Origin of the sequence: uncultured Sphingomonas sp., from assembly GCF_913776855.1 — a bacterium.
Taxonomy (GTDB): Bacteria; Pseudomonadota; Alphaproteobacteria; order Sphingomonadales; family Sphingomonadaceae; genus Sphingomonas.
In genome coordinates, this window is record NZ_CAJYQD010000032.1 from 87,812 (window position 1) to 114,139 (window position 26,328).

General features: G+C 67.5%; 27 protein-coding genes. 15 read left to right on the forward strand and 12 right to left on the reverse strand.

Annotated elements, in window-relative coordinates:
* Positions 1 to 82: 82 nt before the first annotated feature.
* From QZ755_RS08950 to QZ755_RS08990, 9 genes are all read left to right on the forward strand, one after another.
* A complete protein-coding gene (locus QZ755_RS08950) occupies positions 83 to 889 on the forward strand; it encodes a DUF1206 domain-containing protein (RefSeq protein WP_294322026.1) in 807 nt (268 codons plus the stop codon).
* A complete protein-coding gene (locus tag QZ755_RS08955) occupies positions 886 to 1,257 on the forward strand; it encodes a GCN5-related N-acetyltransferase (protein ID WP_294322028.1) in 372 nt (123 codons plus the stop codon). The genes QZ755_RS08950 and QZ755_RS08955 overlap by 4 nt, the downstream gene beginning before the upstream one ends.
* Positions 1,254 to 4,214 carry an excinuclease ABC subunit UvrA gene (gene uvrA / locus QZ755_RS08960; RefSeq protein ID WP_294322030.1) on the forward strand — a complete coding sequence of 987 codons (2,961 nt, stop codon included), beginning with the start codon at positions 1,254 to 1,256 and terminating at the stop codon, positions 4,212 to 4,214. The genes QZ755_RS08955 and uvrA overlap by 4 nt, the downstream gene beginning before the upstream one ends.
* Positions 4,211 to 4,780, forward strand: a complete 570-nt coding sequence (locus tag QZ755_RS08965) for a hypothetical protein (RefSeq protein WP_294322032.1) — start codon at positions 4,211 to 4,213, stop codon at positions 4,778 to 4,780. Before uvrA ends, QZ755_RS08965 begins: the two co-directional genes overlap by 4 nt.
* Positions 4,770 to 4,916 carry a hypothetical protein gene (locus QZ755_RS08970; protein ID WP_294322034.1) on the forward strand — a complete coding sequence of 49 codons (147 nt, stop codon included), beginning with the start codon at positions 4,770 to 4,772 and terminating at the stop codon, positions 4,914 to 4,916. The genes QZ755_RS08965 and QZ755_RS08970 overlap by 11 nt, the downstream gene beginning before the upstream one ends.
* A gap of 97 nt (positions 4,917 to 5,013) precedes the next feature.
* Positions 5,014 to 5,430 (forward strand): hypothetical protein, encoded by a 417-nt coding sequence (locus tag QZ755_RS08975; protein WP_294322036.1) that lies wholly within the window; start codon positions 5,014 to 5,016, stop codon positions 5,428 to 5,430.
* Positions 5,431 to 5,620: 190 nt separating this feature from the next.
* Positions 5,621 to 5,833: a cold-shock protein gene (locus tag QZ755_RS08980; protein ID WP_242416964.1), complete on the forward strand. Its 213-nt coding sequence runs from the start codon at positions 5,621 to 5,623 to the stop codon at positions 5,831 to 5,833.
* Between the two features lie 57 nt (positions 5,834 to 5,890).
* On the forward strand, positions 5,891 to 6,094 hold the full coding sequence (locus tag QZ755_RS08985) for a hypothetical protein (RefSeq protein ID WP_055789913.1): 204 nt from the start codon (positions 5,891 to 5,893) through the stop codon (positions 6,092 to 6,094).
* Positions 6,095 to 6,143: 49 nt separating this feature from the next.
* Positions 6,144 to 6,470 carry a hypothetical protein gene (locus tag QZ755_RS08990; RefSeq protein ID WP_294322040.1) on the forward strand — a complete coding sequence of 109 codons (327 nt, stop codon included), beginning with the start codon at positions 6,144 to 6,146 and terminating at the stop codon, positions 6,468 to 6,470.
* 27 nt (positions 6,471 to 6,497) lie between these two features.
* Here the strand turns inward: QZ755_RS08990 and QZ755_RS08995 are convergent, their stop codons facing one another.
* Genes QZ755_RS08995 through QZ755_RS09040 form a run of 10 tightly spaced genes read right to left on the reverse strand, consistent with a single transcriptional unit; the run spans position 6,498 to position 14,904 of the window.
* Positions 6,498 to 8,528: a TonB-dependent receptor gene (locus tag QZ755_RS08995; RefSeq protein WP_294322041.1), complete on the reverse strand. Its 2,031-nt coding sequence runs from the start codon at positions 8,526 to 8,528 to the stop codon at positions 6,498 to 6,500.
* A gap of 22 nt (positions 8,529 to 8,550) precedes the next feature.
* The gene (locus tag QZ755_RS09000) at positions 8,551 to 8,898 is read right to left on the reverse strand and encodes an iron-sulfur cluster assembly accessory protein (protein ID WP_294322043.1); all 348 of its coding nucleotides are present in this window, start codon (positions 8,896 to 8,898) and stop codon (positions 8,551 to 8,553) included.
* Positions 8,898 to 9,356, reverse strand: coding sequence for an SUF system Fe-S cluster assembly protein (locus QZ755_RS09005; protein WP_294322045.1), 459 nt, complete (start codon positions 9,354 to 9,356; stop codon positions 8,898 to 8,900). The genes QZ755_RS09000 and QZ755_RS09005 overlap by 1 nt, the downstream gene beginning before the upstream one ends.
* The gene (locus tag QZ755_RS09010) at positions 9,353 to 10,576 is read right to left on the reverse strand and encodes a cysteine desulfurase (RefSeq protein ID WP_294322046.1); all 1,224 of its coding nucleotides are present in this window, start codon (positions 10,574 to 10,576) and stop codon (positions 9,353 to 9,355) included. The genes QZ755_RS09005 and QZ755_RS09010 overlap by 4 nt, the downstream gene beginning before the upstream one ends.
* Positions 10,555 to 11,631: a SufD family Fe-S cluster assembly protein gene (locus QZ755_RS09015; RefSeq protein WP_294322047.1), complete on the reverse strand. Its 1,077-nt coding sequence runs from the start codon at positions 11,629 to 11,631 to the stop codon at positions 10,555 to 10,557. The genes QZ755_RS09010 and QZ755_RS09015 overlap by 22 nt, the downstream gene beginning before the upstream one ends.
* Positions 11,631 to 12,374: a Fe-S cluster assembly ATPase SufC gene (gene sufC, locus QZ755_RS09020; RefSeq protein WP_294322049.1), complete on the reverse strand. Its 744-nt coding sequence runs from the start codon at positions 12,372 to 12,374 to the stop codon at positions 11,631 to 11,633. The genes QZ755_RS09015 and sufC overlap by 1 nt, the downstream gene beginning before the upstream one ends.
* 40 nt (positions 12,375 to 12,414) lie before the next feature.
* Positions 12,415 to 12,711, reverse strand: coding sequence for a hypothetical protein (locus tag QZ755_RS09025; RefSeq protein WP_294322051.1), 297 nt, complete (start codon positions 12,709 to 12,711; stop codon positions 12,415 to 12,417).
* Positions 12,708 to 13,016: a hypothetical protein gene (locus QZ755_RS09030; protein WP_294322054.1), complete on the reverse strand. Its 309-nt coding sequence runs from the start codon at positions 13,014 to 13,016 to the stop codon at positions 12,708 to 12,710. The genes QZ755_RS09025 and QZ755_RS09030 overlap by 4 nt, the downstream gene beginning before the upstream one ends.
* The gene (gene sufB, locus QZ755_RS09035; RefSeq protein WP_294322055.1) at positions 13,013 to 14,476 is read right to left on the reverse strand and encodes a Fe-S cluster assembly protein SufB; all 1,464 of its coding nucleotides are present in this window, start codon (positions 14,474 to 14,476) and stop codon (positions 13,013 to 13,015) included. The genes QZ755_RS09030 and sufB overlap by 4 nt, the downstream gene beginning before the upstream one ends.
* Positions 14,476 to 14,904, reverse strand: a complete 429-nt coding sequence (locus QZ755_RS09040; protein WP_294322057.1) for an Rrf2 family transcriptional regulator — start codon at positions 14,902 to 14,904, stop codon at positions 14,476 to 14,478. The genes sufB and QZ755_RS09040 overlap by 1 nt, the downstream gene beginning before the upstream one ends.
* Positions 14,905 to 15,046: 142 nt before the next feature.
* On the opposite strand from QZ755_RS09040, the gene QZ755_RS09045 reads away from it, so the two are divergent.
* Together QZ755_RS09045 and QZ755_RS09050 are read left to right on the forward strand one after the other, a co-directional pair.
* Positions 15,047 to 16,033: a quinone-dependent dihydroorotate dehydrogenase gene (locus QZ755_RS09045; RefSeq protein WP_294322058.1), complete on the forward strand. Its 987-nt coding sequence runs from the start codon at positions 15,047 to 15,049 to the stop codon at positions 16,031 to 16,033.
* Positions 16,030 to 16,710, forward strand: a complete 681-nt coding sequence (locus QZ755_RS09050; protein WP_294322060.1) for an HPP family protein — start codon at positions 16,030 to 16,032, stop codon at positions 16,708 to 16,710. Before QZ755_RS09045 ends, QZ755_RS09050 begins: the two co-directional genes overlap by 4 nt.
* A 103-nt stretch (positions 16,711 to 16,813) precedes the next feature.
* Here the strand turns inward: QZ755_RS09050 and ggt are convergent, their stop codons facing one another.
* The gene (gene ggt, locus QZ755_RS09055; protein WP_294322061.1) at positions 16,814 to 18,562 is read right to left on the reverse strand and encodes a gamma-glutamyltransferase; all 1,749 of its coding nucleotides are present in this window, start codon (positions 18,560 to 18,562) and stop codon (positions 16,814 to 16,816) included.
* Between the two features lie 102 nt (positions 18,563 to 18,664).
* Here ggt and QZ755_RS09060 point away from each other — a divergent pair, with 102 nt between their 5' ends.
* The 4 genes from QZ755_RS09060 (at position 18,665) to QZ755_RS09075 (ending at position 23,235) form a co-directional block, all read left to right on the forward strand.
* Positions 18,665 to 20,455, forward strand: a complete 1,791-nt coding sequence (locus QZ755_RS09060; RefSeq protein WP_294322063.1) for an AMP-dependent synthetase/ligase — start codon at positions 18,665 to 18,667, stop codon at positions 20,453 to 20,455.
* Between the two features lie 73 nt (positions 20,456 to 20,528).
* Entirely contained in the window at positions 20,529 to 21,320 is a 792-nt protein-coding gene (locus QZ755_RS09065) for a hypothetical protein (RefSeq protein WP_294322065.1), read from the forward strand.
* Positions 21,317 to 21,799 carry a hypothetical protein gene (locus tag QZ755_RS09070; protein ID WP_294322066.1) on the forward strand — a complete coding sequence of 161 codons (483 nt, stop codon included), beginning with the start codon at positions 21,317 to 21,319 and terminating at the stop codon, positions 21,797 to 21,799. The genes QZ755_RS09065 and QZ755_RS09070 overlap by 4 nt, the downstream gene beginning before the upstream one ends.
* A 215-nt stretch (positions 21,800 to 22,014) precedes the next feature.
* Positions 22,015 to 23,235, forward strand: a complete 1,221-nt coding sequence (locus tag QZ755_RS09075; protein WP_294322068.1) for an MFS transporter — start codon at positions 22,015 to 22,017, stop codon at positions 23,233 to 23,235.
* A gap of 116 nt (positions 23,236 to 23,351) precedes the next feature.
* On the opposite strand, the gene QZ755_RS09080 is transcribed toward QZ755_RS09075, so the two are convergent.
* A complete protein-coding gene (locus tag QZ755_RS09080; RefSeq protein ID WP_294322070.1) occupies positions 23,352 to 26,270 on the reverse strand; it encodes a M16 family metallopeptidase in 2,919 nt (972 codons plus the stop codon).
* Positions 26,271 to 26,328 lie beyond the last annotated feature (58 nt).

Consider the following 26,328-nt stretch of genomic DNA (forward strand, 5'->3'; position numbering starts at 1 on the left):
CCATGTCGCCGCGCAATCTCCGGAACCCTTGGCAGGGCAAGCTGTTGGCATGGCGCAACGATTTTCGAAGGCCTGCTTCCCCATGTCGACGCGCACCGGCGCCACGCTTCTTGCCCGCCTCGGCTTCGCTGCGCGCGGTGTCGTCTATTGCATCGTCGGCTGGTTCGCGATCGACGCTGCGCTGCGTGGCGGCCGGGCGGGTGACAATCAGGGTGCGATCGCCAGCTTGGCCGACGAGCCGTTCGGCGAATGGGTGCTGGCGGCGATGGCCGCAGGGCTGGCCGGCTATGCGCTGTGGCGGCTGACCGAGGCGATGTTCGACCCGGAAGCGCAGGCGAATGATGCCAAGGGCGCGTTCCGCCGCGCCGGCCACGCGGTCAGCGGCATCGCCCATGTCGTGCTGGCCTGGACCGCCGCCCGCTTGGCCGTCCGTAGCGCGCGGGCGACCGGGCGGATCGGTGGCGAGGATAGCGCGCACGACTGGACCGCGTGGATGCTCGACCAGCCGGGCGGCCGGCTGCTGGTGGCGCTGGTCGCGATCGGCTTGCTCGCCGCGGCGGCGCAACAGGCGAAAAAGGCGTGGACCGGCGAGTTCGCCCGCACCCTGTCGGGCGGCACACCGGTGCCCGATTATGTCTGTACGATGGGTCGCATCGGCTATGGCGCGCGGGCGGCGGTGTTCGCGGCGATCGCGATCCTGTTCGTCGGCGCGGCCTGGGCGGCGGATGCCGACGAGGCCGGCGGCATGGCGAGCGGCTTCGCGCTGTTGCAGCGGCAGGCGGGCGGGCAATTGCTGCTGACCGCGATCGGCATCGGCTTCGTCGCGTTCGGCGCGTTCAGCTTCGTCGAGGCGCGCTGGCGGCGGCTGCAGGTCCGGTTGCCGGCATGACCGACCGTGCGGCGCTGGAGGCGCGCTGGCTCGACCTGACCCGGCGCGCCTTGCCGGGCGTCGCTCGCGAGCGGGGCTGGCCGGTGGTGGCGGATCATTGTTTTCAGCGCATCCTGCTCGACCATGCGTTCGGCGGCACGTGGTACGATCATGTCGCCGGGCGTCCGGCCTATGCCCATGCTGATCCGGCCGCGCTGGCGCGGGCGGTGACGCTGGGCGAAGCGGCATTGGCGGGCGACGCCGATCTGGCCGCCCTCAATCGGCAATCGCTGATGTGGCGCGGCAAGGCCCCCTCGAAACCGGCAGGCGGCACCCCCATCTCTCGCCCTAGCCAATCCAGAAGAACGAAGATAGAACGGACCGCATGAGCCTGACCCATATCTCCGTCCGCGGTGCGCGGGAGCATAACCTCAAGGGCGTCGATATCGACATCCCGCGCGACACGCTGACGGTCATCACCGGCCTGTCGGGTTCGGGCAAGTCGTCCCTCGCCTTCGACACCATCTACGCAGAGGGGCAGCGGCGCTATGTCGAGTCGCTGTCGGCCTATGCGCGGCAGTTCCTCGAGCTGATGCAGAAGCCGAATGTCGAGCATATCGAGGGGCTGTCGCCGGCGATCTCGATCGAGCAGAAGACGACGAGCCGCAATCCGCGATCCACGGTCGCGACGGTCACCGAAATCTACGACTATATGCGCCTGTTGTGGGCGCGGGTCGGCGTTCCCTTCTCGCCCGCCACCGGCCTGCCAATCAGCGCGCAGACGGTCAGCCAGATGGTCGACCGGGTGCTGGCCCTGCCCGAGGGGACACGGCTGCTGCTGCTCGCCCCGGTCGTGCGCGGGCGCAAGGGCGAGTATCGCAAGGAACTGGCCGAATGGCAGAAGGCCGGTTTCCAGCGCGTGCGGGTGAACGGTGAAGTCCATCTGATCGAGGATGCGCCCGCACTCGACAAGAAGTTCAAGCATGACATCGAGATCGTGGTCGATCGCCTGGTCGTGAACCCGGAAGCGGCGACGCGTCTGGCGGAGAGTTTCGAAACCGCGCTGAAGCTGGCGGACGGCCTTGCCTATGTCGATCTGGTCGATACGACCGTGGCACAGGCGCAGTCGGGCAATCCGCCGCTGGAGAGCGAACAGGGCGACCGCGCGACCGAAGCCGCGCCACAGACCGGCAAGCTGAAGGGTGCCGGCATCCCCGACAACCGCATCGTCTTTTCGGAAAAATTCGCCTGCCCGGTCAGCGGCTTCACGATCAGCGAGATCGAACCGCGCCTGTTCAGCTTCAACGCGCCGCAGGGGGCGTGTCCGGCGTGCGACGGTCTTGGCGAACGGTTGGAGTTCGACGAGGACCTGATCGTCCCCAACCACGAACTGTCGATCAAGAAGGGCGCGGTCGTGCCGTGGGCGAAATCCAACCCGCCCTCGCCCTATTACATGCAGGTGCTGGGCAGTCTTGCGAAGGCATACGGCTTCTCGCTCGACGCGGCGTGGAAGGATTTGCCGGAAGAAGCGCAGCGAGTGATCCTGCACGGGACGGCGGGCAAGCCGGTGACGCTGACCTTCGTCGACGGCAAGAAGGCGTATGACGTCAAGAAGCCGTTCGAGGGCGTGCTGGGCAATCTCAACCGGCGGATGCTGTCGACCGAGAGCGCGTGGATGCGCGAGGAGCTGGCGAAGTACCAGGCATCGCAGCCGTGCGAGACCTGCCACGGGGCGCGATTGAAGCCGGAAGCGCTGGCGGTGAAGGTGGCGATGCAAGACATTGCCTATGCCACGCATCTGTCGGTGGTCGACGCGCTACGCTTTTTCGAGGGGCTGCCGGAGCATTTCAACGACCAGCAAAAGGCGATCGCGCAATCGATCCTGAAGGAAATTGTCGAACGGCTGGGCTTCCTCAACAATGTCGGCCTCGACTACCTGAACCTCGACCGCACCAGCGGCACGTTGTCGGGCGGGGAGTCGCAGCGTATCCGCCTCGCCAGCCAGATCGGCAGCGGGCTGTCGGGGGTGCTGTACGTGCTGGACGAACCGTCGATCGGCTTGCACCAGCGTGACAACGACATGCTGCTGGCGACGCTCCGCCGCCTGCGCGACCTCGGCAATACCGTGCTGGTGGTCGAGCATGACGAGGATGCGATCCGCACCGCCGATTACGTCATCGACATGGGGCCGGGCGCGGGCGTCCATGGCGGCGAGGTCGTCGCCAAGGGGACGCTGAAGCAGATCCTGAAGGCCAAGGGGTCGGTTACCGCCGATTATCTGAACGGTACGCGATCGGTGCCGCTGCCGGACAAGCGACGCAAGGGCAATGGCAAGAAGCTGACGGTGCATAACGCCACCGCCAACAACCTGACCGGGGTCACCGCCAGCATTCCGCTGGGCACCTTCACCTGCATCACCGGCGTGTCGGGATCGGGCAAGTCGAGCTTCACCATCGACACGCTCTACGCCGCCGCCGCCCGTACGCTGAACGGCGCGCGGATCGTGCAGGGCAAACATGACAAGATCACCGGGCTGCAGCATCTCGACAAGGTGATCGACATCGACCAGTCGCCGATCGGTCGCACCCCGCGATCGAACCCGGCGACCTATACCGGTGCCTTCACCCAGATTCGCGACTGGTTCGCCGGGCTGCCGGAGGCGCAGGCGCGCGGCTACAAGCCCGGCCGGTTCAGCTTCAACGTGAAGGGCGGCCGGTGCGAGGCATGTCAGGGCGACGGCGTGCTGAAGATCGAGATGCACTTCCTGCCCGACGTGTATGTGACGTGCGACGTGTGCCACGGCGCGCGCTACAATCGCGAGACGCTGGAGGTGAAGTTCAAGGGGATGAGCATCGCCGACGTCCTCGACATGACGGTCGAGGATGCGGTCGAGTTCTTCAAGGCGGTCCCGCCGATCCGCGACAAGATGGCGATGCTGGCCGAGGTCGGCCTGGGTTACGTCAAGGTCGGACAGCAGGCGACGACCCTGTCGGGCGGCGAGGCGCAGCGGGTGAAGCTGGCCAAGGAACTGGCGCGGCGCGCGACCGGCAACACGCTCTACATCCTCGACGAACCGACGACGGGGCTGCATTTCGAGGATGTGCGCAAGCTGCTGGAGGTGCTGCACCAGCTGGTCGAGCAGGGCAATACGGTGGTGGTGATCGAGCACAACCTCGACGTCATCAAGACCGCCGACTGGATTTTGGACATGGGGCCGGAGGGCGGCGTGAAGGGCGGCAAGCTGGTTGCCGAGGGCACGCCGGAGAAGGTCGCTTCGGTCGAGGGTAGCTTCACCGGTCGGTATCTGAAGCCCCTGCTTACTCCGAGGGCGCAGGCGGCGGAGTGAGCGTCTGGCGGCCTGAATTTGTCGCTGGTCTGGAACTGCTGGCCCGGATCAGTTCCGAGATGGCGCGACGGGGATTCGACCGCCCCGTTCTGGTGGGCGGGGCGGCGGTCGAAATCTACTCTGGCGGTATCGTCGCTACCGGCGATTTCGATATCGTGGTCGCGCGCGACGATGTGCTCGAACAAATTTTTATCGAAGCCGGCTTTGAGCGCCCCCGTGGTGCGGGCGTCGCGACACGGGGCTGGGTTTATCGCGATTTGCGCCTCGGGTTCGAGATCGTCGATACCGTCCTGCTCGACGGCGCCGCCGATGGAAATCGGGTGCGCGTTTTTTTCTTGTCGAGCGATGACGCTTTCGAAATCATTTCGGTAGAAGACTTGATCGCGGATCGGATGGGCCAATATGCATCCGGAACCGCGCAGGAGATGTTGGAACAGGCTCGAACCCTGTTCGAGCTTTCATCCGATCTGGATATGGATTATCTGGAAAAGCGGATACGCGAAGAAACATTGAACGAACATGGCATCGCAACCCTACGCTCCGGCCCCTCAGGTCATGTCGCTTGAAGCTTTCGGGCGCGATCTGACGCGCCGCCGCGCCGCGCTGGGCAATCCGGAACTTCCGCGCAATGCCGGCGACAACCGCACCGAGAGCAAGCGCGCACTGCTGGCGGCGATCGAGGCGGCCGGCGGGCGCTGGTAATTCCGTCGCGGAACCGACGCCTCCCGTATAATTTCGGAACATCCATCGCGCCCCGGCATTCCCGCTTGATCGAACTATCAAGCGAAGGACCTGTGACATGCGCGCGCTTACCCTCGGCCTCGTCGCCGCTGCTACCCTGGTTTCCGGATGCACCGATTATGGCATGGGCGGCCCGCGCTATGCCGATGCGGGCTATAGCCGCTACGACTGGGACCGGCCCGATCCCGCCTATAACGGCTATGACGCCGCGCGCTATTATCGGGACGATCGACGCTACCGCGAACGCCGCCTGTCGCGGAACGACCGGGTCTATGTCGGACAGGACGGTCGTTATTATTGCCGCCGGAACGACGGTACGACCGGCCTGATTGTCGGCGGCATCGCCGGTGGCGTGCTGGGCACGGCGCTGCGTCCGGGCGGTTCGGGCCTGCTGGGCGCGATCTTGGGCGGCGCAGCCGGTGCCGCAGGCGGTCAGGCGATCGATCGCAGCAACAGCGACGTCCGCTGCCGCTAAAGCCACCCGCCACGGCTGGAACGACGGATCGGTCCGCCCCCTTGTACGAGGGCGGACCGATACCCATATCCGGCGCGCTACAGTCGCAAATCGATGGTGTCCTGCTTTGCGGCAAGTTCCTTCTTTCCCTGCTGCCTAAGGCACGGGTGACGGGCATCTCCGCCGCCCGCAACATCCGGAAGGAAGCATGATGGCCACACTTGGCACCGTAAAATTCTTCAACATCGACAAGGGCTATGGCTTCATCGCCCCCGATAATGGCGGCACCGACGCCTTCGTCCACATCTCGGCCGTCGAGCGCGCGGGCATGGTCACGCTGAACCAGAACCAGCGCGTCGGTTATGAACTGGAAGAAGACCGGCGCGGCCGGGTCAGCGCGGTCAACCTGACCGCCGCCGACTGATTTCCAAGGGGCGGGTGGAGCATCTCCACCCGCCCTTTTGCTTGCAGGAGTGTTTTCTTGGCCGACACCGCCGAAGCCTATCGCGCCCGCGCCGCCGTGGAGCGCGCCAATGCCGAAGCCGCGACGCTGGACAATGTCCGCGATCGCTGCCGCCGCGCCGAACAGGCGTGGACCGAAATGGCCGACCGGGCCGAGCGCACTACCGAACAGCGCCTGATCCGCGAAGCAGCCACGATCCGGCGGAGCGAAGCCGTCGGTTGAACCTGTCCGCGCGCCGGTCGTTGGATCGGCGACAGCAAAAGGATCGACCATGGCCAAGCACAAGAAACACAAGCCGAAATCGCGCACCGCCGGCGTATCGACGCTGCGTACGGTCGCGCTTGCCGCAACCGGCGTAGCGGTCGGATTGTTCGGCGTCCTGCTGGCCCGACGCAAACCGGGCGAGGGCCATGCCGCGCCCGACCTGGCACTGGGCAAGGCACGGCCCGGTCCGACCGATCGCGCACCTGAAGCCTTTCGCCCCGATCCGACTGCTCCGGTGGCCGCCGCCGACCGCGAATCGCTGCGCCCGGCAACGGGACCGGTACCGTCGATGGTCGAACCACGCGGCACCATGGCATCGCAGACCGGCGCCTGACGGACGGAGCGGCTGCCCGCGCGTCGGTCAGCCGCCCAGCCGTACCCCGAACCACAGGGTGCGGGGGGTAGCGCGCTCCACCACGCCATCGCCGCCGATCGCGGTTTCGATCCGGGTGTCGGTGACATTCTCGGCCCGCGCCTCGAATGCCAGCCAGCGGGTTGCCGGAACGGTGGCGATCAAATCGAGTGTCGTGGCGGCGGACAGGCGGCGCAGATTGGCATCGTCCTCATACTGGCCCGCAACGTGGCGTAGCGTCGCCGAAGCCTGCCACCGGTCGCGCCGCCAGCCGATCGTCGCCGATCCATTATGCGCCGGGGTCTGCGCCGGACGCAGCCCGTCCAGCGCACCGCCATCGCGTACCCGTGCATCGGTATAGGCGTAGGACAGCCGCCCTTCGACCGCGCCCAGCCGACCCGACGCGTCCAGCTCGATTCCTCGTACGCGAACATGATCGAGGTTCGCGCGTCGGCGATACACGCCCGCCGCCGATACGAAGCCGACACCCGGAAAATTGCCCGGCCCGTTGGCGACGGTCACATTGGCAATGGCATCGCGCAGATCGTTCGCGAACGCGGTCGCGGCAAACCGGAGGCCGGCGGCGGGGCGAAGATCCACCCCGGCCTCCCCGCCCCACAGGGTTTCCGGCGCGAGCGTGGCTTCGGCGGCAGTGGCATCGGCCCCGACGCGAAAGGGTCGGTACAGTTCGTTGAGCGTCGGCAAGCGCCACCCGCGATAGCCCGCCAGTCGCAGCGTCACCCGGTCCGCCGGCGTCCACGCCACCCCGCCGCGGCCGGTCGGCTGCCAGCCCTGTCGATCGACGAAGCGTTGGTCGGTCAGCGTCGCACCGGTCAGCGCCGCCTCCTGCAACCGGCCCTTGCCGATCGTCCAGCGATCGATCCGCCCCCCCGCGCTCAGCACGACATCGCCGGTCGTGACGCTGGCATCGGCGAACAGGCCGGCGGTCGTGTTCCGCCCACCCGCGACCCGCCGCCGCGTCGGGTTGCCCGCGACATAGGTGTAAAGCTCCTGTGTCTCGCCAGTGACGACGCGGACATCGCCCCCCAGCCGCAGCGACAAAGCGCCGAGGGCCGGAGCGATCTCCGCCTGCCCCCCGATGCCGGTCGCAGGCACATTATACTGGTCGAGGGTCAGCGCGGTCGACGCCCGCCCCGCCGCGATACTGGCGAACCGGCTGGCAAAGGCGCGGGTCTGCAGATAGCCGAGCAGCGACCAGCCGAACGGCCCGCGCCCGACCAGCCGGACACTGGCGTCTGCGCCTTCGCTGCGATTGTCGGTGAAGTCGAGGCCGCGGTCGCGCCGGTCGGTGAACCCCGATATATTGGCCTGTAGTTCGGTGGCGGGGGCGACCTGCACCACCGCACGCGCCGCTGCACTGGCCTGCTCGAACGGTGCGGCGCGATCGGCGGGGCCGCGATCCCCGCGCACGATCGACACAAAGCCGTTGCCGCGCGCATAGGCGCCCGACAGAATGGCAAAGCCGCCGCTGCGCACCAGTGCGGCCGATCCGCGGGCGTCGAGCGAGGCGCGGCTGCCCCCGGCAATCGATGCCGCGAACGGGGGCAGGTCGCCCGGCCCGGCGCTATCGAGTTCGACCGTTCCGGCCAACGCCCCCGGTCCGGCCACGCCGCTACCGCCGCCGCGCGTCACCCGTATTCGACCGAGCCGGTCGGTCGCATAGGCCGGAAAGGCGACCCAGCCGCCGAACGGATCGGCCTGCGGCACGCCGTCGAGCAGCAGCAGCGCGCGGCTCGACGCGTTGCCGCCAAGGCCGCGCAGCGTGATCCCTTGCGACGTCGGATTGGCGCTGCGCGAATCGGAACGGCGAAATTGCTGGAGGCCGGCGACATCGCGCAGCACATTCTCCACCCGGCCGCTGGCCGATGCCAGAATACGGTCCCGGTCCAGCGTCACGATGTCATACACCCGGTCGCCCGGCGCATCGGCCAGCCCGCGCCCGGTCACGACGATCTCCGGCGCGTCCTGCGCCGTCGCCGCGCCCGGCCATGCGGCCAGCAACCATAGAAAACGCTTCAACCCTGCCCCCGACTTGGGACGATCAGACCGTGAAGCTCTCCCCGCATCCGCACGCGCCCTTGGCATTCGGATTGGCGAAGACGAAGCCCGCGGTGAAATCGTCCTCGACCCAGTCCATCGTCGAACCGATCAGGTACAGGATCGATCCGCCATCGACGAAGAAGGTACCGCCCGGCGTTTCGATCCGTTCGTCCATCGCATTCGCCGCGGTGACGTAATCGACCGAATAGGCAAGGCCCGAACAGCCACGGCGCGGCGTCGACAGCTTGACACCGATCGCATCCGCCGGCGCCTTCGCCATCAGGTCGGCGACGCGCCGTTCGGCATTGGCGGTCAGGATGATCGCGGCGGGACGAACGCGCGTGGCCATTACAGCATCCCCAGTTCGAGCTTGGCGTCGTCCGACATCTTTTGCGGGTCCCATGGCGGGTCCCAGACAAGGTTGACGTCAGCGGTAGAGACGCCCGGCACAGCCGACACGCGCAGTTCGACCTCGGCCGGCATCGATTCCGCAACCGGGCAATGCGGCGTGGTCAGCGTCATCGTCACCGCGACATGGCCGTTGTCGGCCACGTCGACACCGTAGATCAGGCCGAGATCATAGATGTTGACCGGGATTTCGGGATCGAAGATTTCCTTCAGCGCGGCGATCACCGCTTCGTACACATCGCCGCCCGGTTCGCCTGTCGAAACCGGCACCGGCTTCTGCGCCAGGAAATCGCCCAGATAGTCGCGCTGGCGCGGTGCGTCGGCATCGGTCACCCGTGCGCGCGGCGGCGGGGTCACCGCGTCGACTTCCTCGACCTCAAAGCTGCGTTCGTCGTTCATCCGAAAATCCTGCTCACCCGTTCCAGTCCGCGCACCAGCGCATCGACATCGGCCGGTCCGTTATATACGCCGAAGCTCGCCCGCGCGGTGGCGGGGACGCCCAGCACGTCCATCAGCGGCTGTGCGCAATGATGGCCGGCACGGATCGCGACGCGTTCCTCGTCCAAGATGGTGCCGACATCATGCGGATGCACCCCCTCTACGACGAAACTGACGATTCCGGCGGAGTCGTCGGGTCCGAGCAGCCGGACGGAGTTGATCCGGCCCAGCGCCTCGCGCGTGGTGATCACCAGCGCGGCTTCGTGCGCGTGGATCGCGTCCAGCCCGATGCTGTCCACATAATCGATCGCAGCGTGCAGGCCGAGCGCGCCGACGATATGCGGCGTTCCCGCTTCGAACCGCGCCGGCGGCGGGGCATAGGTGGTGCGTTCGAACGTCACCCGGTCGATCATGGCGCCGCCGCCCTGCACCGGATGCATCGCGTCGAGCAGGTCCGGTCGCCCCCACAGGACGCCGATCCCGGTCGGGCCGTACAGCTTGTGTCCGGAAAGCACGTAGAAATCGCAGTCGAGCGCCGCGACGTCCACACGCACGCGCGGCACCGCCTGGCACCCGTCGAGCAACAGCTTCGCCCCGACCGAATGGGCGATGTCCGCCGCGCGGCGGCCGTCCAGGACCGATCCCAGCACGTTCGACACATGCGCCAGCGCGACCAGCTTATGCTCGGGCCGGATTATCGCCGCCATCGCATCGAGGTCGATGCGGCCGTCCTCAGTCAGCGGCACGACATCGATCGCCGCCCCGATCCGCTCGGCAATCAACTGCCACGGCACGATGTTCGAATGGTGTTCGAGCATCGACAGCAGGATACGGTCGCCAGCCTTCAGGTGACGCTCGGCCCACCCTTGCGCGACCAGGTTGATCCCCTCGGTCGCGCCGCGCACGAACACGCATTCTTCCGGAGCGCCGGCACCGATGAACGACGCGACCCGACGACGTGCCGCTTCATAGGCGAGCGTCATGTCGGCCGAACGCTGATACACGCCGCGATGCACCGTGGCGTAGGTCGTGTCATAGGCGCGGGTGATCGCGTCGATCACCGCCTGCGGCTTTTGCGAGGTCGCGGCGGTGTCGAGATACGACCAGCCGGCGGGGATCGCCGGGAAGTCGCTGACGCGGTCAAGGGGGGTGGTGTTGGTCAAAGCGCCGCTTCCAGCCATGCATCGGCATCGGCGGCGAACGCTTCGCGCACCGTCTCGTCCCCGATCCGGTCGAGCGCGTCCGCGACGAAGGCCGTGGTCAGCAGCGCCTTGGCCCGCGCCTCAGTCACACCGCGGCTGCGCAGGTAGAACAGCGCCTTCGCGTCGAGTTCACCGACCGTCGCGCCATGCGCGCACTTCACGTCGTCGGCAAAGATTTCGAGTTCGGGCTTCAGGTTGACCGTCGCCGTCCGTTGCAACAGCAGGCCGCGCAGCGACTGTTCGCCATCGGTCTTCTGCGCACCACGCGCCACTTCGACGCGGGCGGCAAGGCTGGCCTGGCTCCGATCGGCGGCGACCGCGCGCCACGTCTGGCGGCTCGATCCGTTGAGCGCGGCGTGGCGGACGGCGACGGCACATTCCTGCCGCTGGTCCTCGCGGGTCAGCAGCGCGCCGCCATAGTCAACGAACGCGCTATCGCCATCGAGCGTCAGCTGCGCGTCGATCCGGCTACCCATGCCGCCGGCCCCCAGGAATAGCGACACGAGGCTCGCACCCTCGCCCACCACCGCTTCGTCGCGGATCGATACGAAGCCGTCCGACTGGAGCAGGCGGACGCTGCGCATCAGCCGCGCACCGCGTTCGAGATCGATCTGCGTCAGGCGGTTGGTCCAGCCGGTGCCGACATAGGTTTCGACCACCGACGCGACGGCATCCTCGTCCAGCGTCAACCGGGCGGGAACGTGGTTCTCGGCACCGGTCGCGACATGAACGATCTGTACGGTGTCCGCGATCTCGGTCGCCGACAGGTCGATGGACCAGCCCGCCGCACCCGATGCCTGCACGCCCAGCGGATGTGCGGTATCGAGCGTCAGCGGCGACAGCGCGACATGACCCGGCGTGCTGCGATCGGCGGCATAGACACCGTCGACGAACAGGATGCGCGGGCCGGCAATGTCGAGCCAGTAGCCGTCGGCATTCGCCGCTTCACCACGGGCGGATGCAGCCGCGCCGGTCAGTGCGGCAAGGTCCGTCCAGCGGAACGCCTCGTCACGGTTGGAGGGGAGCGTCGCCATTACGCCGCCACCGCTCCATAGCCTTCGCGTTCGAGTTCGTGCGCCAGTTCCGGCCCGCCCGAGCGGACGATGCGGCCATCGGCCAGCACATGCACGAAATCGGGCTGCACATAGTCGAGCAGCCGCTGGTAATGGGTGATGAGGATCACGCCCTTGTCCGGCCGCCGCATGATGCGGTTGATGCCGTCGCCGACGATGCGCAGCGCGTCGATGTCGAGGCCGCTGTCGGTTTCATCGAGGATCGCAAGCTTCGGGTCGAGGATGCCCATCTGCACCATTTCGTTGCGCTTCTTCTCGCCGCCCGAAAAGCCGACATTCACCGGCCGCTTCAGCATGTCCATGTCCATGCCGAGGCCATCGGCCTGCGCGCGGGCGAGCTTCAGGAACTCGGCACCCGACAGCGGCTTTTCGTCACGCGCGCGGCGCTGGCTGTTCAGGCTTTCGCGCAGGAACTGGACGTTCGACACGCCGGGGATTTCGACTGGATACTGGAAGCCCAGGAACAGGCCGGCGGCGGCGCGGGCATCGGCCTCCATCTCCAGCAAATCCTCCCCCGCGAAGGTCACGCTGCCCTCGGTCACCTCGTAACCGGGACGCCCGCCCAGCACATAGCCGAGCGTCGACTTGCCCGCGCCGTTCGGCCCCATGATCGCATGGACCTCGCCCGCGTTCACGGTGAGCGACAGGCCCTTGAGGATTTCCTTGCCGTCGATTTCGGCGTGGAGGTTTTCGATGTTCAGCATGTTCCGTCCTGTTCGTGCGACCGCGGCCGCAAATCTCGTATTACGGCGTCTCGCCCGCGACCGGTTCGGTGCCGAACTCGGCCTCGGCGGCGTCCGGGTTGGTCAGCACCGCCTTCATCGACGCGTCGATCTTGTCGAGCATCGCCGCATGGGCCTTCGCCACCTTCGCCCGCACCGGCGCGCAAGCCTTGGCCGCGTCATCGAAGATCGCAACCCGCGCCGCCGCCTCAGTCGGCGGCTTTTCCATGCGCGGATCGGTGTTGATCCGTTCCGACAGACAATCGGCATAGGGCGCGGTAGGTGCAACTGCCTGCAAGGCGAGCAGCAGCGCGATCATTGGGCCACCCGCAGTTCAGCAACCCGATCGAGGATCGCCGGCCGCCGTTCGGCAACGCACGCCGCGATCTCGGCCTTCCCAGCACGCTTCTGGTCGGCGCACCAGCCGATCGCCTCGCACCCAGCCGTCTGGATCACGGGATCAACGTCCTTGCTCATCGCGCGACAGCTTCGCAGCGCCGACTTGCGCAGCGTGTAATGGAGATTCGCGCTGCGCAGCTTGCGCCCGATCACGACGATCTCCTCCTCGGGCGTCGCGGCCGGCATCGGCGTCTGCGTCATCAGGGCGGCGGCCAGCACGATCACCCCACCGACCCTTCAAGGCTGATGCCGAGCAGCTTCTGCGCCTCAACCGCGAATTCCATCGGCAGCTGTTGCAGCACTTCGCGCGCGAAGCCATTGACGATCAGCGCGACCGCCGCCTCCGAATCCAGCCCGCGCTGCATCGCGTAGAACATCTGGTCCTCGGAAATCTTCGAGGTGGTCGCCTCATGCTCGATCTGCGCCGAGGGATTCTTGACCTCGATATAGGGCACGGTGTGGGCGCCGCACTGGTCGCCGAGCAACAGGCTGTCGCACTGGGTGAAGTTGCGCACGCCCTCTGCCGAGCGGCCGACGCGCACCAGCCCGCGATAGGTATTGTCGCTGCGGCCCGCGCTGATCCCCTTCGACACGATGGTCGAGCGCGATCCCTTGCCCAGATGGATCATCTTGGTGCCGGTATCGGCCTGCTGGCGATTGTTGGTTACCGCGACCGAATAGAATTCGCCGACCGAATTTTCGCCCGCCAGCACGCAGGACGGGTATTTCCACGTGATCGCCGAACCGGTTTCGACCTGCGTCCAAGACACCTTCGAGTTCTTGCCCTGACACAGCGCACGCTTGGTCACGAAATTGTAGATGCCGCCCTTCCCGTTCTCGTCGCCGGGATACCAGTTCTGGACGGTGCTGTACTTGATCTCGGCATCGTCCAGCGCGACCAGCTCGACCACCGCCGCGTGCAGCTGGTTCTCGTCGCGCATCGGCGCGGTGCAGCCTTCGAGGTAGCTGACATAGCTGCCCTTGTCGGCAACGATCAGCGTGCGTTCGAACTGGCCGGTATTTTCCGCGTTGATCCGGAAATAGGTCGACAGCTCCATCGGGCAGCGCACGCCCTCCGGAATGTAGACAAAGGTGCCGTCCGAAAAGACCGCGCTGTTCAGCGTCGCGAAGAAGTTATCGCGCTGCGGCACGACCTTGCCCAGCCACTTGCGGACTAGCTCTGGATATTCGCGGATCGCCTCGGAGATCGAACGGAAGATGACGCCGGCGGCTTCCAGTTCCTTGCGGAAGGTCGTCGCGACCGAGACGCTGTCGAACACCGCGTCGACCGCAACCTTGCGCGATCCCTCGACCCCGGCGAGGACCTTCTGCTCCTCGATCGGGATGCCGAGCTTTTCGTAGACGCGCAGAATCTCGGGATCGACTTCATCGAGCGACCCCAGTTTCGGCTTCGCCTTCGGCTCGGCGTAATAATAGGCGTCCTGATAATCGATCGGGTCGAGGTTCAGCTTGGCCCAGTCGGGCGCCTTCATCGTCTGCCACAGGCGGAACGCCTTCAGCCGCCAGTCGAGCATCCATTCCGGCTCGTTCTTCTTGGCGCTGATATAGCGAACCGTGTCCTCGCTCAGCCCCTTGGGCGCGAAGTCCTGTTCGATGTCCGAGGAGAAACCCCACTCGTACTTCTTGTTGGCGGCGGCGAGCGCCTCGGCATTCTTGGTGGCCATCACACTACCTCTTGGGGCATCGCCCCGGTGTTCGCGAGTTGGGCGAGCGTCACGCCCGCCAAGGCGCCCCGGACCACGGCGTTGACCGTGCCGGCATGGGGGCGGATCATGCAGTTCGTCTCAACCGCGCAGTCATGCCGCGCGGCATCGACGCAGGTGGTGAGCGCGATCGGCCCCTCGATCGCCTCGATGATCTGGGCAAGGTCGATCGCGTGGGGGCCGCGGGCAAGGCGGAAGCCGCCGCCGCTGCCGCGCCCGGTTTCGATCAGCGACGCGGCGGACAGCCGACTGACCAGCTTCTGCACGGTCGGCAGCGGCAGGCCGGTTTCCTCCGCCAGCGCGGTCGCCGTGACGCGCGCGTCCCCGCCCCGCCGCGCGGTGGCGGCGAGCAGGACGACGGCATAGTCGGCAAGGCTGGAAAGGCGCATCGCTTCCTTAATCGGATCGTTCCGGTCGGATTGGCATGTGGTCGCGCGCGGGGCATAGGTCAACCGAGTTTGTTCCGATTGCTGTGATCGATTGTCGGGTCGGGGATTGGTTCGGCCGCGCTCCGGCGATACAGCGGCCGACATGGCCTGGTATCACCCGCTCCTCTTCGCCCTCGACGCCGAACGCGCGCATTCGCTGACGATCGCCATGCTGGAGGCATGGGGGAAGGCCGGCGCACCGCTCGCGCCCAAGACCGACAGCAGGCACACGGTGACGGTGGCGGGCATCCATTTTCCCAATCCAGTCGGGCTGGCGGCGGGGGTCGACAAGGATGCGCGCGCGGTCGCCGGGTTCCTCGGCTTGGGCTTCGGGTTCGTCGAGGTGGGCACGCTGACCCCCAAGCCGCAGCCGGGCAATCCCAAGCCCCGCATCTTCCGTCTGCTCGAGGACAAGGGCGTGGTGAACCGGCTGGGGTTCAACAATGGCGGGATCGACGCGGCACTGGCGCGGGTGGCCGCGCTCACGCCCCGCCCCGGCATCATTGGCATCAACGTCGGCGCCAACAAGGATTCGACCGACCGTATCGCCGATTACGCCACGGCGGTCGCCAAGGCTGCGCCATTGGCCGATTACGTGACGATCAACATCTCCAGCCCCAACACGCCGGGCCTGCGCGACCTGCAATCGCAGCCCGAACTGGGCCAGCTGATCGCCGCCAGCGACGCCGCGCGCCATGTGGGGGCAAAGCGCGTACCGCTGTTCCTTAAGGTCGCGCCCGACCTGTCGCGTGAGGGGCTGGAGGTCGCCATCCGCGCGGCAATCGATGGCGGGGTCGATGCGCTGATCGTGTCGAACACCACCATCTCGCGGCCGGCCACGCTGCGCTCGGCGAATGCGGGGGAGACCGGCGGCCTGTCAGGGGCGCCACTCGCCCCCCTCGCCCTCGCCAAGCTGGTCGAGGCGCGCGAGATCGCCGATGGCGCGATCCCGCTGATTTCGGCGGGCGGCATCGGATCGGCGGGCGAGGCGCGGCGGCGGCTGGATGCAGGGGCCAGCCTCGTCCAGCTCTACAGCGCGATGGTCTATGAAGGACCCGGCCTCGCGCGGCGGATCGTCGCGGGGCTGTGACCCGGCTGTTCCGCCCGTTGCTCGCCAATGCCGGGTTCGCCCGGCGGGTGGTCGCGGGTATCGGGGCGGCGATCGGCATCGCGCTGACCATGGCGGTCTGTGCGCAGTTCCCGTGGCTGGGCCGCGACCTGCCGATCATCGTCGCACCGTTGGGGGCGTCGGCCGTGCTGGTGTTCGCGGTGCCGGCCAGTCCGCTGGCGCAACCCTGGCCCGTGGTCGGCGGCAACATCCTGTCGACGCTGGTCGGCGTGGCGGTGTTTCAGGCGATCCCGAACGTGACTATCGCCGCCGGTGTGGCGGTCGGCATCGCGATCCTCGTCATGTCGCTATGCCGCTGCCTGCATCCGCCGGGCGGCGCGGCGGCGCTGACGGCGGTGATCGGCAGCGCCGGCATCCATGACGCCGGCTATGCCTTTGCCTTCGCGCCGGTCGGGATCAATTCGATCGCGCTGGTGTCGATCGGCATCTTCTACCACCGGATGACCGCGCTCACCTATCCGCACGAGCCGGCCACGCCCGCTGCGATCCAGGCGGCGGTGGAGCCGGGCGGCGTCCTGCCCGCCGACATCGACGCGGCATTGGCGGAGACGCCCGATGCGTATGACATCGCGCGGGAGGACCTGACCCTGCTGCTGGAACGGGCCGAGCATTTCGCGAAGGTGCGGCGGAAGGGGTAACCAACCGCACGTCCGTCACCCCAGCGCAAGCTGGGGTCTCCTGCGGCGAGGCGCGCGTTCCCTGACAAGGAGACCCCAGCCTGCGCTGGGTGACGAACCAGTTCTACTCCACGATCACCTTGCCCTCGCGCCGCGGATCGAAGCCGCCATCGATCCTGCCGTCACGCACGATGACCCCGTGCAGGCCCGAATCCTCGCCCTGCCCCGGCTGCAACCGCACGCCCTTGGCCGCCAGCGCACTCAGGATTTCGGGCGAGAACTTCGTCACCTCTCCCTGAAAACTGCTGCCGCGCGCGACGAGGTTGGGGAGCGCCAGCGCCTGCTGCATCGGCAGCTTCCATTCGACCGCGCCGACCAGCGACTTGCCGACATAGGCGAGGATCGCATTGCCCCCCGCCGACCCCAGCGCCCCCGCGAACTTCCCCTGCCGGTCGATCATCACCAGCGGCGTCATCGACGAGCGGGGGCGCTTGCCCGGCGCCACCGCATTGGCCGACGCCCGCCCCTGCGCATCGCGCGGCGAGAAGGCGAAGTCGGTCATCTGGTTGTTGAGGAAGAAGCCGTCGACCATCCGCCCGGTGCCGAAGAAGCTTTCGACCGTCGTCGTCATCGACACGACATTGCCCTGCGCATCGCCGACGATGAAGTGCGACGTCCCCGCCGGTTCGCGCGTCGTGTCCGCCGCCGCCGTCACCACGCCTGCCGGCACGCCTGCCGCCGGCGCCGGCCCCGCGGTCACGCCGATCAGCTTCGCCCGCTCGGCGATATAGGCCGGCGCCAGAAGTCCTGCGACCGGCACGTTCACGAACTTCGGATCACCGACATACAGGTCGCGGTCGGCATACATCAGCCGGCTGGCTTCGGCGAAGAGATACCAGCTTTGCGGGTCGTTCGGCCCCCGCTTGTCGATGTCGGTGCGGCCGAGGATCGCGAGCAGTTCGAGCAGGCCGACCCCGCTCGACGGCGGCGGCGGCGTGCAGACGATGTACGCGCGCCAGTTGCCGCACAACGGATCGCGCTTCACCGCGCGATAGGCGGCAAGGTCGGCGAGCGTCATCGTGCCGGGCAGGCTGCCACCGGTCGTCTTCGCGACGATCCGCTCGGCGGTCTTGCCGGTATAGAGCGCATCCGGTCCCTGCTTCGCCAGACGGCGCAGGAAATCGGCGTAATCGCCATTCTTGATCCGGTCACCGGTGGTCGCGAGCGCGCCGCCCTTGCCCTTGAAATAGCGGCGCACGTCTTCGGCCTGCAACTGCGGCGACTGTCCGCCGAGGAACCGGCCAAGACGCGGCGGGATCACGAAGCCCTTGCGCGCGACCTGTTCGGCATCGTCGAACAGCTGGTCCCAGGCGAGCGTGCCATGGTCGGCATGGGCCTGCCCCAGCATCCTGACCGCGCCGGGCACGCCGGTCGCCCGACCGCTCATCACCGCCTGCGCGAACGGCAGCGGCTGACCGTCGCTGCCGAGCAGCATCGTCGGCGTGGCACCCGCCGGTGCGACCTCGCGTCCGTCATAGATTTCGACCTTGCCGGTCTTCGCATTGAAATAGGTGAGGAACGCCCCGCCCCCCAGCCCGGAACTCTGCGGTTCGACCAGCGACAGCATCGCCTGCACCGCGATCGCCGCGTCGACCGCGCTGCCGCCGCGACGCAGCACCGCCATCCCCGCCTCGCTGGCGATCGGATTGGCCGAAACCACGAACTTCTGCGCCTGTGACGCCGCAGCGGTCGGGGCGGTCGGCGGCGCCTGTGTCGCGGGGGTCGCGACCTCCTTCTTGCCGAACGAGAGGACGTTGCAGCCCCCCAGCGTGACGGTGGCGAGCGCGGCGATGGTGGTGGCGAACATCTTCATGGCGCCCTGTCTATCCAAGAGCGTCGCCCCCGTCACCCGCTCTCGGACGTTGCCGTTGCGGTTCTGCCTGCCTACACCTCTGGACCAGGAGAAGGATAAGCGATGGCTCGGCAACTGGAACGATTCCCCAATCTGGTCGCGATGTTCTTCGCGCGCGCCGCCGAGCGTGGCGATGCGCCGTTCCTGTGGAGCAAGAAGCGCGGCGCATGGGAATCGATCAGCTGGGCCGATGCCGCACGACAGGTCGCAAGCCTCGCCACCGCGCTGAAGGCCATCGGGCTGAAACGCGGCGACCGCGTGATGCTGGTCAGCGAGAACCGGCCCGAATGGTGCATCTCGGACCTCGCCATCATGGCGGCGGGGTGCGTGACGGTGCCGACCTATGTCACCAACACCGTGCGCGACCATGGCCATATCATCGAGAATTCGGGCGCCTGTGCGATCATCGTGTCGACCGAGAAGCTGGCGCGCACCGTCCTGCCCGCGGCACTGCGCACCACCCAGTCGTCGGAAAAGATCATCACGATCGAACCGATGCGCACCGCGCAGCAGGGGAGCCTGGAGTTCCACGACTGGCACGAGCTGATCGCGAAGCACCCCGCCGACCCGGCGACCGTCGCGGCCGGGGCCGATTTCAACCGCGAGGACCTTGCCTGCATCATCTATACCTCGGGCACCGGCGGGTCGCCGCGCGGCGTGATGCAGCATCACGGCGCGATCCTGCACAACGTCAATGGCTGCTGCACCGTGATCTCGGAGGATTTCGGCTGGGAGGACGAGGTGTTCCTGTCGTTCCTGCCGCTCAGCCACGCCTATGAACATACCGGCGGGCAACATTTCCCGATCGGGCTGGGCGGGCAAATCTATTACAGCGAAGGCCTCGACAAGCTGGCGAGCAATATCGAGGAGGTGCGCCCGACGATCATGGTCGTCGTCCCCCGCCTGTTCGAGGTACTGCGGACGCGGATCACCAAGGCGGTGCAGAAACAGGGCCGCGTGTCGTCCTGGCTGCTCGACCGGGCGGTCGCGATCGGTGGCAAGCCCGACGGCCCGACGCTGCTCGACCGCCCCACCAAGCTGCTGGTCGACACGCTGCTGAAACCCAAGGTCGGCAAGCGCTTCGGCGGCCGGTTGAAGGCGATGGTGTCGGGCGGCGCGCCGCTGACGCCCGAGGTCGGCGCATTCTTCCAGTCGCTCGGCCTCACCTTCCTGCAGGGCTATGGCCAGACCGAGGCCGCGCCGGTCATCTCGTGCAACCGCCCCGCCGCCGGCATCAAGATGGACACGGTCGGCCCGCCGCTGCCCGATACCGAGGTCCGCATCGCCGAGGACGGCGAAATCCTGGTGCGTGGCGAGCTGGTCATGCACGGCTATTGGCGCAACGAGGCGGAAACCGCCCGCGTGCTGAAGGACGGGTGGCTGCACACCGGCGACATCGGCGAGATCGATGCGAAGGGCCGTATCCGCATCACCGATCGCAAGAAGGACATCATCGTCAACGACAAGGGCGACAACGTTGCCCCGCAGAAGGTGGAGGGGATGCTGACCCTCCAGAACGAGATCGCGCAGGCGATGATCGCGGGCGACCGCCGGCCGTATATGGTCGCGGTGATCGTGCCCGATGCCGAATGGACCCAGCAATTCTGTGCCAAGGGCGGCGCGCGCTGCGACTTCGCGAAGCTGCGGGAAGACAGCGATTATCGCGCGGCGCTGGGCGCGGCGGTGGAACGGGTGAACAAGGACCTGTCGGTCACCGAACGCATCCGCCGCTTCATCATCGCCGACGAACCCTTCACCATCGAGAACCAGCAGCTCACCCCCAGCCTGAAGATCCGCCGGCACGTGTTGAAGGACGTGTATGGCGAGCGGCTGGACGCGCTGTACCGGGGGTGAAGCGCACCGCGCCGGGCTTGTTTTGCCTGAGGACCGACGCGATACTCGACGATGCGATCAGGAGAAGCGGACCATGACGCACGCCCGGTATTTCGTCGGACCGCCGCGCCGACCCGAAATCCGTCACGACAACGGCTTTCTCGACCAGTTCCGCCCGCGCCAGCCGACCGCGGCGGACCGCCAGGGCTATCGCAAATGGAAAGGGCGGCTGGAACTGGCGGAGGCGGTGCAGGGCGTGCCCTATGCGCCCAAGAACAATATTCCCGACGCGCTGGCCGCCTATCGGCATTTCCTGACCGGTCGAGGGGCCGCACGCACGTTCAGCTACGAACGCTATGTCGCGGGCGATCCGTCGGGAAAGGCCACGCTCCAGTCCGCGATCCTCGAGGCGATGGCCGCCGCCTATGAACTGCATGGCAGCGCGGTGCCGTCCGGCAACGGCAGCTTCAATTTCACCGGCGGCGCGATCCCCTGCGGTGCCGGAAAGACCGGCCCCTTCCCCTATCCTGCGACCGAGAACTGGCAAAAGGCGATCGGCGCCCATGTCATCTGGATCAGCGGCGACGTGACGGTGCAGCGGAGCAAGGAATCGAGCGCCCCGCGTTTCGCGCTGACGCTGATCGTCCATGCCGAGGACCGGTATAATTTCAATCCCGGCGCCGCCGACATCGCGACCGGCATCCCCGACGACGAGAACGGCGTGTTCGAAATCACCGGGCTGGCGAAACAATATATGAATGTCGCGACCCTGACCCGGCACGTGACCTGGGCCGGCGCGCCCGCATCGTCGTTCGAGGTTTTGATGCAGCCCTGGCTGCGTCAGCGGCAACCCGGCGACAACCGTCGCATCCGGAACCGGTTGTGAAGCGACTGGCGCGGATGCTCGCGATCGGGGCACTGGTCATGGCGGGTTCGCCCGGCTGTTCGAGGAGCAAGGCAGATATGGTCGAAGACGTGCGGAACGACGTCGCGACGTTGCAAAAGCTGGTGACGCTGCAACCCGTGCCGATCGAGGCGCGCTGGTCGCTCGACCCCATCGGCAAGGACGACGGCTTCGGCCCGACCGACCGGGCGTTATGGGCGGTGGTCCGCTATTCGGAAGCCGATGCCGCCACGATCACCCGCGCGCTGGCGGCGACCCCGGCGACGCAGCCGGTCACGGTTGACGCGCCGCCCGGCTGGCTGCTGGCCGATGTCGATCTCGTCGGGTACAAACGGGGCGGAGAGTATGTCTTCAACCGGTCGGTATCCGACGGCAAGCCGTTCGCATCGAACCTGTACTCCTCCGGCTTTGCGATGATGCTGCCCGACCGCCGCGTCCTGATCCACTTCTCGTCGCGGTAGCGCGTGCTGGCGGTTTCCCGCGGGGATAAGTCGACTTGGAGCGCTGCCCCGACGAAGACGGGGCCGCAAGCGACTCCCGCCCAGCATCATGGCCTTGCTATCCCGGTGTTCACCGGGGCGACGCTTGGGGAGGACGCGCCGCCGCCGGTATTCGGCAGCGCCCGCTTTGCCATCGCATAGCTATTCATTGTTGAACTGCCCCACCCCCTTCCCATATGGCCCGCTCGAAATGCTGCGTCGCAGCAAGGAGCGTGCCCGTGACCCCGACCCGTAGCCCTGCCCTCGTCCATCTCGCGCTCGCGCTCGGCGGGTTCGCGATCGGGACGACCGAGTTCGCGACGATGAGCCTCGTGCCGTTCTTCGCGCCGGGGCTGGGCATCGACGAGCCGACGGCGGGGCATGTCATCAGCGCCTATGCGCTGGGCGTGGTGGTGGGGGCACCGCTGCTGGCGGTCATGACCGCGCGGATGGCGCGGCGGACGGTGCTGATCGCGTTGATGGCGTGTTTCGGCATCGCCAATGCGGCGAGCGCGCTGGCGCCGACCTATGAAGCGATGCTGGTCGCCCGGTTCTTCAGCGGACTACCGCACGGCGCCTATTTCGGGATCGCCGCGCTGGTCGCCGCGTCGCTGGTACCGGCGGAGAAGCGGACACAGGCGATCGGGCGGGTGATGCTGGGGCTGACCGTCGCCACCATCGTCGGCGTGCCGCTGGCGAATGCCCTGGGGCAGGCGCTGGGCTGGCGCTGGGGATTCGGTGTGGTCGCGGTGCTGGCGGCGGCGACGATGGCGATGGTCGCATGGGCCGCGCCGCACGACCGGCCCGACCGGGACGCCAGTCCGCTTGCCGAACTGAACGTGCTGAAGTCGGGGCAGCTGTGGTTGACGCTCGGCATCGGCGCGATCGGCTTTGGCGGCATGTTCGCGGTCTATACCTATCTTGCCTCGACGCTGATCGAGGTCACCGGCGCCGCACCCGCGATGGTGCCGGTGGTGCTGGCGGTGTTCGGCGCGGGCATGACTTTCGGCAACCTGGTCGTGCCGCGCTTTGCCGACCGGGCGCTGATGCCGACCGCCGGTGGCCTGCTGCTGTGGAGCGCGGCGACGCTGGCGCTCTATCCGCTGGCGGCGGGGCAGTTGTGGTCGATGTTGATCATCGTCTTCCTGATCGGGATCGGCGGGGCGCTGGGCACCGTCCTCCAGACGCGGTTAATGGACATCGCGCACCATGGCCAGAGCCTGGCCGCGTCGCTCAACCATTCGGCGTTCAACACCGCCAATGCCATCGGGCCATGGGCCGGCGGGCTGGCGATCGCGGCGGGCTATGGGTGGACCTCGACAGGTATCGTCGGTGCGGGGCTGGCGCTGGGCGGATTCGCGATCTGGGGGCTGGCGGTGCTGGCCGGGGCGCCGGTTCGACGGGAAGCGGCGGCCTAAGCCCCCCCGTGTCGGGGATGTTCACGACTCCAACCGTAACCGTGGTGGAGAAGGACGCCCCCCTCCACCACGGCTTCGCGGCGGTCCCCCTCCCCATGCCGGGGAGGACCTGTCCTTTACTTCTTCTCCGGTAGCACCTGCATCGACCAGTCCTTGGCCGGGACCAGATATTTCGCGGCCAGCGCCTGCAACTCGGCCGGGGTGGTACCGCGAATATCGTTGATGATACCGGGAATCGCCGCCAGCCGGGCGGGGTCGCGGGTGCCGCCCTGCGTCTGGTTCATCCAGAACATGTTGCCGCTCGACATGCGCGCGATCATCTGGATCACCGGCAGCTTGGCGCGGTCGAGTTCGTCCTCGGGCACCGGCGTCCTGACCAGATCGGCCGCCAGTTCGCGCGCCAGGTCGAAGAAGAAGCCGGTCTTGTCCGGCGGCACCATGCCGATCGCCATGATCCGCCCGCCGCCGGGCAGGCCGACCGGCCAGCCATTGTCGACGTTCGGCGAATAGCTGACGCCGGCCTGGCTGCGCAGCCGGTCGAGCAGCCGGTCGCGGAACACGGCGGCCAGCACCTCCAGCTTGCGGCTTTCGGTAAGCCCTGCGCTGCCCGCACCGGTCGGCCACGCGATGGCGGCGGCGGCCTGGTTGGGCTGGCCGCCATGGGTGCGCGTGACGGGGGTCGCGACATGGGCGGGGAAGCGGACCGGTGGTGCCGGGCTGGCAAGCGGCGGGCGGGGTGTCATCGTGCCGATCGTCGCCGCGACCGCGTCGATCGCCGCCTGTTGCGACACATCGCCGAACACCTGCACCTCTACGGGTCCGGAGGCGAGCAGCGGCTGCCACAGCGCCTTGAACGCCTGCGGGGTAAGCGCCGCAATCTCCTTTCGATCGGGCGTGCCCCAGCGGGGATCATTGTCGTGCAGCAACGCGTCCAGATCGCGTGACATGACGCCATCGGGCGAGGCCCCCAGCGCGTCATAGCTCGCCAGCATGACTGCCCGCGCACGGGCGACGGGCGCCGGGTCCCATGCCGGCGATTGCAGCTTGGCCGCGATCAGCTTCAGCTGGTCGGTCAGGTCGGCGGCGGTGGTGATGCCCGACAGGCTGAACGCATCGTCGTCCATCCCGAACGACAGTCCGATCTGGCGCCCGCCGGTCAACCGGTCCAGCTCCTCCTGCCCCAGCACGCCCTTCGGCGTCTGGATACCCGAGGCCACGAGCGCAAGGTCGGCGGCAAAGGCCGGCGTGCGGCGGTCGATCGGCAGTGCGTTCAGGCCACGACCGAAGCGGACGCGGACATAGACCTTGCCCGTTTCCGATTCATTCGGGAACAGCAACAGCGACGATCCATTGGCGAAGTCGACGCGTTCGACCGGAGGATCGTTCAGCGCCATGCTGCGACCGGTAATCGCACCGGGTTTGCCAAGCGGCGCCAGCCGGTCGAAGCCGATCGCCCCCTGCCCGCCACGCCGCGTCGCGCTGCCCGCTATCGTTTCGGACAGGGCAGCGGTCAGCTTCGCCTGCGCCGTCGGATCGGGCGTGCGGGTGTTGACGATGGCGCGGGTGGCGGTGCCCTCGAACACCTTCTTCGTCGCCGCCTGTACGCGGGCGGGGGTGAAGAACTTCTTGGTCACCGCCCCTTCGAAGATGCGCAACGAGGTTTCCGGCCCGGCGACGGTTTCGCGAATGTCGGTCGCGGAAATCAGGTTGTCGGCAAGCAGCGCGCCGGCCGTTACCGGCGCGGTGCGCACTTCATTCTCCATGCCGGCCCGGATTTCGGCGACCTCGCGGTCGATCTCGGCCTGGGTGGGCGCAGTGCGCATCGCATCGGCGATCGACTGGCGCACGTCGCGCAGCGCCGCCGCCCAGTCGTCGCCCAGCGGCAGGATCGACAGCTGGGTGATGTTTGCGGAACGCGACACGTCGTCGAGGTTCGCGCCGGCCGAGATATAACTGCCCCCGGCACGCGCGCGGCTCTCCAGCCGGCGGTTCAGGATGCGCAGCGCGATCTGGTCGATCATCCGTTCCTGATTGAAGAGGATCGTGTCGTCGCCGACGGTCCACGGGCGCAGCACCGCCATCTGCACCAGCGTCGGCATGGTCGGTTCGCTGACCGCGGCGGCGACCGGCTCGTTCGCTTTCGGAGCGCCGAATTTCGGTTCGGCGGGCGACGGACCGGTGCCCTGCCAGCTGGAGAAATGCTTCTTCACCATCGCTTCGAGGATGGCGGGATCGGCGTCGCCCGCGATCACGATGATCGCGCGGTCGGGGCGATACCAGCGGTCGTGGAACGCCTTGACGCTCGCCGCCGTCGCCGCCTGCAGCGTGTCGACATTGCCGATCGGCGAACGGTCGGACAGCGGCTGGCCGGCGAAGAACAGCGCGCGCACCGCATCGCCGAAGCGGACCTGGGGACCCGGCTGTTCGCGCTGTTCGGACAGGACGACCGGCCGTTCGGCGTTCAAGGCGCCTTGCGTCAGCGTCGGTTCGGCCATCATCCCCGACAGGATCTTCATGCTTTCATCGAGGCCGGTCGGCGTCGCGGACGGCAGGTCGAGCTTGTAGACCGTCTGCGTAAAGCTGGTCGACGCGTTGCTGTCGGAGCCGAAGGTGACGCCGAGGCGCTGCCACACCCGCTTCGATTCGCCGTCGGGGACATGGACCGAGCCGCGAAAGGTCAGATGCTCGATCAGGTGCGCGAAGCCGCGCTCGCTGTCGGTTTCCATCAGCGATCCGGTACCGATCGCAACACGGATCGCGACCTGTCCCGGCGGCACACCATTCTTGCGTACCGCATATTTCAGCCCGTTGGACAGCACGCCATAGGTCCAGCTGCGGTCGGGCGGGATGTCGCTGCCCTTGAACAGCCACGGCGTGTCCGGCCCCTGCGCGACCGGCTCCAGCGGCGGAAGCTGGCGCGCCGGTGCCGGCGAGGCGGGCGCAGGCGATGCGGGCGGGGTCTGCGCGGCAAGCGGCGCGGCGATCAGGGCCAGGGTCGAAAACGCGCCCATAGCCGGTCGGAACAGGGATGCCATGGCCGAAGGTGTAGCGTCCTTGCAACGCCTCCACCAGTATCGACAGCATGTCGCAAAT

What these genes read in the sequence shown, in the direction of transcription:
- QZ755_RS08950 (WP_294322026.1), top strand. Translation starts at nt 83, where the DNA reads ATGTCGACGCGCACCGGCGCCACGCTTCTTGCCCGCCTCGGCTTCGCT.
- QZ755_RS08955 (WP_294322028.1), top strand. Translation starts at nt 886, where the DNA reads ATGACCGACCGTGCGGCGCTGGAGGCGCGCTGGCTCGACCTGACCCGG.
- uvrA (WP_294322030.1), top strand. Translation starts at nt 1,254, where the DNA reads ATGAGCCTGACCCATATCTCCGTCCGCGGTGCGCGGGAGCATAACCTC.
- QZ755_RS08970 (WP_294322034.1), top strand. Translation starts at nt 4,770, where the DNA reads ATGTCGCTTGAAGCTTTCGGGCGCGATCTGACGCGCCGCCGCGCCGCG.
- QZ755_RS08975 (WP_294322036.1), top strand. Translation starts at nt 5,014, where the DNA reads ATGCGCGCGCTTACCCTCGGCCTCGTCGCCGCTGCTACCCTGGTTTCC.
- QZ755_RS08980 (WP_242416964.1), top strand. Translation starts at nt 5,621, where the DNA reads ATGGCCACACTTGGCACCGTAAAATTCTTCAACATCGACAAGGGCTAT.
- QZ755_RS08990 (WP_294322040.1), top strand. Translation starts at nt 6,144, where the DNA reads ATGGCCAAGCACAAGAAACACAAGCCGAAATCGCGCACCGCCGGCGTA.
- QZ755_RS09000 (WP_294322043.1), bottom strand. Translation starts at nt 8,898, where the DNA reads ATGGCCACGCGCGTTCGTCCCGCCGCGATCATCCTGACCGCCAATGCC.
- QZ755_RS09005 (WP_294322045.1), bottom strand. Translation starts at nt 9,356, where the DNA reads ATGAACGACGAACGCAGCTTTGAGGTCGAGGAAGTCGACGCGGTGACC.
- QZ755_RS09010 (WP_294322046.1), bottom strand. Translation starts at nt 10,576, where the DNA reads ATGGCTGGAAGCGGCGCTTTGACCAACACCACCCCCCTTGACCGCGTC.
- QZ755_RS09015 (WP_294322047.1), bottom strand. Translation starts at nt 11,631, where the DNA reads ATGGCGACGCTCCCCTCCAACCGTGACGAGGCGTTCCGCTGGACGGAC.
- sufC (WP_294322049.1), bottom strand. Translation starts at nt 12,374, where the DNA reads ATGCTGAACATCGAAAACCTCCACGCCGAAATCGACGGCAAGGAAATC.
- QZ755_RS09025 (WP_294322051.1), bottom strand. Translation starts at nt 12,711, where the DNA reads ATGATCGCGCTGCTGCTCGCCTTGCAGGCAGTTGCACCTACCGCGCCC.
- sufB (WP_294322055.1), bottom strand. Translation starts at nt 14,476, where the DNA reads ATGGCCACCAAGAATGCCGAGGCGCTCGCCGCCGCCAACAAGAAGTAC.
- QZ755_RS09040 (WP_294322057.1), bottom strand. Translation starts at nt 14,904, where the DNA reads ATGCGCCTTTCCAGCCTTGCCGACTATGCCGTCGTCCTGCTCGCCGCC.
- QZ755_RS09045 (WP_294322058.1), top strand. Translation starts at nt 15,047, where the DNA reads ATGGCCTGGTATCACCCGCTCCTCTTCGCCCTCGACGCCGAACGCGCG.
- ggt (WP_294322061.1), bottom strand. Translation starts at nt 18,562, where the DNA reads ATGAAGATGTTCGCCACCACCATCGCCGCGCTCGCCACCGTCACGCTG.
- QZ755_RS09060 (WP_294322063.1), top strand. Translation starts at nt 18,665, where the DNA reads ATGGCTCGGCAACTGGAACGATTCCCCAATCTGGTCGCGATGTTCTTC.
- QZ755_RS09065 (WP_294322065.1), top strand. Translation starts at nt 20,529, where the DNA reads ATGACGCACGCCCGGTATTTCGTCGGACCGCCGCGCCGACCCGAAATC.
- QZ755_RS09075 (WP_294322068.1), top strand. Translation starts at nt 22,015, where the DNA reads ATGGCCCGCTCGAAATGCTGCGTCGCAGCAAGGAGCGTGCCCGTGACC.
- QZ755_RS09080 (WP_294322070.1), bottom strand. Translation starts at nt 26,270, where the DNA reads ATGGCATCCCTGTTCCGACCGGCTATGGGCGCGTTTTCGACCCTGGCC.